This is a genomic window from Halopseudomonas sp., assembly GCF_036961105.1.
Classification (GTDB): domain Bacteria; phylum Pseudomonadota; class Gammaproteobacteria; order Pseudomonadales; family Pseudomonadaceae; genus Halopseudomonas.
Window position 1 is genome coordinate 1 of record NZ_JBALWW010000078.1, and the last position, 513, is coordinate 513.

1 protein-coding gene is annotated in these 513 nt (G+C 57.9%); it reads left to right on the forward strand.

What is annotated here, in order from left to right; translation table 11 throughout:
- Window positions 1–112: 112 nt before the first annotated feature.
- A partial coding sequence (locus V7756_RS19095) for an ATPase (RefSeq protein WP_335611775.1) occupies window positions 113–513 on the forward strand: 401 nt, incomplete at its 3' end.

The window sequence follows — 513 nt, forward strand, 5'->3', positions numbered from 1 at the left end:
GGGTTGGCTGCAACCTCAGGTTACAGCCCATACTGAACTTGCCTGCCGCGTCGGGGCCAAAAAATCAGGTACACAATCAGAGCGCAACGCTTGCGCACCAGCAGGAGGCTTGATGAAAGCGGAAACCTATCGTGAGTTGATCGAATGGACGCAGCATATGCATGGCCAGCTCGCCAAGTGCATGGAGGCCGGTGCCGTATCGGGCGAAAGCTCGGAGCGTATGCGCTGGTTGCTGCAATATCTGGCGGACCACGAGCGCTGTATGCAGCAGATGGTGGCGCGCTTTGAGCAACAGGCCGACATCAATGTGCTCGATAGCTGGGTGTACGACCATTTCACCGATAACCCTCGCACGCGGACGCTGGATGTTGAAGAGAGTTTTGCGGGCCTGGATTACGACGCCATCTGTACTCGGGTATTCGATCTGCACAACGATGCGCTGGACTTGTACCGTTATCTCGAAGGCCGCGCGGAGACGGCTGGCGGTCGCGAGCTGATGCAGGATTTGCTGGC